Below are 3,036 nucleotides of genomic sequence, written 5' to 3'. Positions count from 1 at the left end.
TTCGAATGGTACCTCAAAAATCATCTGGGCTCCACCATGCTGGTGTACGGCACCCAGGGTTCCTCAAACACAGACATTGCAGACCTCGGTGAAGTGAAGAAAGCCTATGACTACCGCTCCTTCGGCGAACAGATCGATCTGATCGCTGATGCAGGCGACAAGGTGACGGAGAACTTCACCGGTAAAGAGAAGGATGACGAAACCGAGCTGAACTACTTCGGCGCACGATACCTGGATCCAATGCTTGGAATGTGGATTTCTGTGGATCCCAAGAGACAATTTGCAAGTCCGTATCTGTATGTTGGGAATGGGATGAATCCCTTAAATGCAACTGATCCAGATGGGAATATCATTAAAATGTATTCGCGCAACAGTGAATCGTATAACATCGCCGCAAATGATGCCTTAAAAGAAATTGAAAATTCGGGTCCTGAAGGAAAAGCCTTCATTGCTAAGTTAAGGAGTAGTGATCAAGAAATAATAATCAAACAATCTTCAAAGAGAAATCATACTGAGGCGCACGGCAGAAATGCTGTAGTTTTGTGGGATATGAATGCGGTTATGGGGGGTGAAAATGCCGAAGGTTCCAGACGTAGATCAACTTCCGTTGGTTTGGCGCATGAATTGGGACATTCAGAAGATATCATTGATGGTAAGTTTACTAAGGATGAACGGTATAACAAAGACGGAATTCCCATAAAAGAAGAAAACGCTATTAAGAGGGAAAATCAAATAAGGGAGGACTTAGGTGAGCCGCTACGTGAGTTTTATTAAAAAGAAGAATGTTGTAATTATTTCCGTTCTATGTTTGTTGTGTATTCTTTTATATTCCTTTAAGTTAAGCAAATTCTCTATATGTGTTGACTTGAAAGAATGTTCTATTAATGCCTCTGCATTAGCTTATGAACATTACTTAGACTCTTTAGGCATGTTCATTGTTGAAGGAGGCGAAGGCAATGACCTAGATTACTTGTTTTATGATGGTTTTCATGTTTATTGTCCGTTGTCAGATGCTTCGAACCATTTAAAAGATACTGGTAGAGTGTGGGATGGAAAATATATGGTAGATGATTTTGCTTTTTTTAAAGCAGATTTGACTGATGATATACAACTATTTAGAATAAGAAAATTTTTTAATTTATTCTATCTTGTTGAAAAAGACCATTTGCTACCAGATATTACATTATGGTTCTTTACAAATTATGGTTGTAAACAATCGTTTGTCAATTAATGGACTATGTCGTAGTACTACAGAGACTTAAACAAATCGGATGCTTTCTGGTAAACAGCGACTATTTGCAACATCGTCTACGATTCCGATGGTAATCTCATCGAGGACAAATTCCTGCAAGGTGAGTGCAGCGAAAATACACTTGTGTATTTTCATTGCCGAACCGCAGTGAAATGCGCTCTGCGCAAGTCCAAATTCCTGAAAATTTCCTATGATTGGAGAGGAATGCCGGTGGAGTTCAGGATGGAAACTAGATCAGGAAACGTGCTTGAAAATACGCGTAGTTGCAGCAGGGACAGTGTCAGGGTGCTGATGGCATACGACGGTTCCGGCAGGCGCGTTTCCAAGACGAGGTTCCGCAAGGCCTGCATTTCCGACGAGGCCGACGGCGTGTATGCCGCCGACTGGGAACGGGAACTCGTCACCCACTACACCGGCATCGGCACCGAAGTGCGTGAAAACTATCGTGACGGCAGCCTCCAGGACGCCCGCGTGGTCGTAAATATGCCTCAGGGCCTGGGCCGCTACGGCGTGGAAGATGCCGAAAAGCCGTCTTCCGGCAACGCCACCTTCGAATGGTACCTCAAAAATCATCTGGGCTCCACCATGCTGGTGTACGGTACAGGTGACGGCGCTGGCAGTGTGAAGGCCGCCTACGACTACCGCGCCTTCGGTGAGCAGGTGATGCTCTCGGAACCCACTGAAAAAGTTACTGAAAATTTCACCGGAAAAGAACGCGATGACGAGACCGAGCTGAACTACTTCGGCGCAAGATATCTGGATCCAATGCTCGTAATGTGGATGTCTGTTGACCCCAAGAGACAATTCGCAAGCCCGTATCTGTATGCGGGGAATGGGATGAATCCGATTGGTGCGATTGACCCGGATGGAAATGAAACGATTATTAATCTTAGTGGTGATAATGTTGTTTTAAACATGACCTATAATGCTGAGGGGAACAATCTTGTTAAATTCAATAATGCAAATGGGACCTCTTTTACTGCAAATGAACCTGAACATCCTATTGATCAAAGTAAATAGGTGGTTTGTATGAAATATTATGCAGAATTTTTTGTAAGATATGTGTTATTACCTGCTTTTCTGGGATCCTTTATTTCTTGTCAAAAAAACGCTGAGAAAGAAGAAGATGTATTTTGTCGAATTGAAAATGTTGAACGTTTTTATGACGGGATGACGTTTAATATCAACATGTCCCTAGATAAAGACTGTTATGATGTTGACTTACTCAACGCTGGAATGAGAATTTTTACCCCAGCTTGGATAGAAACTATTGATGACACTTTGTTACTAAAGGAATTTTCGCCATGGGCAAATATGGTTTCGGATTCATGCTTAAAAGCCGGGTGTCCACAAAAAACGCCTCTTTCTTTTGGTCGGATGAAACGTACGAATTTAAGAAAATCTAATTATAAATGGTTTGTCGGCTGGGTCGATTCTTCTTTGACCAAAGAGGAGTATTTATTTCCAAAAGGAACTAAAAAGGAGCCGTTGTACAATTTCTCGCGGAAATGCTTAAAAGTTGTAATTCCATGTTTTAGGAAGGAAGATCCGCCAAATATTCAGTATAATATTTCTGGACGAGAACGAATGGGTGTTACTTGTTCTTATTGTGAAGAATGATCAATCAAAAAATGATTATGTCGTGATTTAACAAGATGGTAAATTTTAAAATCAAGGCCGCGCCTCCAATGGTGCGGCCTTTTAAAATTACAAGAATGTCCTAGGGTTACAGTGCCTTGATTACAGCAGTTCCTGAACCCAATTGGGCAATATCTCGGCGTACT

The 3,036-nt window shown here is 42.0% G+C and carries 4 protein-coding genes; all 4 read left to right on the top strand.

What is annotated here, in order from left to right; all coding sequences use genetic code 11:
• Window positions 1-774, top strand: a 774-nt coding sequence (locus BUB94_RS16070) for an RHS repeat-associated core domain-containing protein (protein WP_217653157.1), incomplete at its 5' end; no start/stop codon positions are given.
• Between the two features lie 91 nt (window positions 775-865).
• Entirely contained in the window at window positions 866-1,231 is a 366-nt protein-coding gene (locus tag BUB94_RS16065) for a hypothetical protein (RefSeq protein ID WP_139260299.1), read from the top strand.
• 243 nt (window positions 1,232-1,474) lie between these two features.
• Complete coding sequence (locus tag BUB94_RS16060; RefSeq protein WP_175549758.1) at window positions 1,475-2,272, top strand: RHS repeat domain-containing protein; 798 nt, start codon at window positions 1,475-1,477, stop codon at window positions 2,270-2,272.
• A 9-nt stretch (window positions 2,273-2,281) separates the two neighbouring features.
• The gene (locus BUB94_RS16055; protein WP_073238968.1) at window positions 2,282-2,872 is read left to right on the top strand and encodes a hypothetical protein; all 591 of its coding nucleotides are present in this window, start codon (window positions 2,282-2,284) and stop codon (window positions 2,870-2,872) included.
• Window positions 2,873-3,036 lie beyond the last annotated feature (164 nt).

Origin of the sequence: Fibrobacter sp. UWH9 (genome assembly GCF_900129715.1) — a bacterium.
Classification (GTDB): domain Bacteria; phylum Fibrobacterota; class Fibrobacteria; order Fibrobacterales; family Fibrobacteraceae; genus Fibrobacter.
This window is presented reverse-complemented; position numbering and strand designations above follow the sequence as displayed.

Excerpts from the sequence above, each read along its gene's own strand:
- BUB94_RS16055 (WP_073238968.1), top strand. The coding sequence starts at position 2,282 with ATGAAATATTATGCAGAATTTTTTGTAAGATATGTGTTATTACCTGCT.
- BUB94_RS16060 (WP_175549758.1), top strand. The coding sequence starts at position 1,475 with ATGGAAACTAGATCAGGAAACGTGCTTGAAAATACGCGTAGTTGCAGC.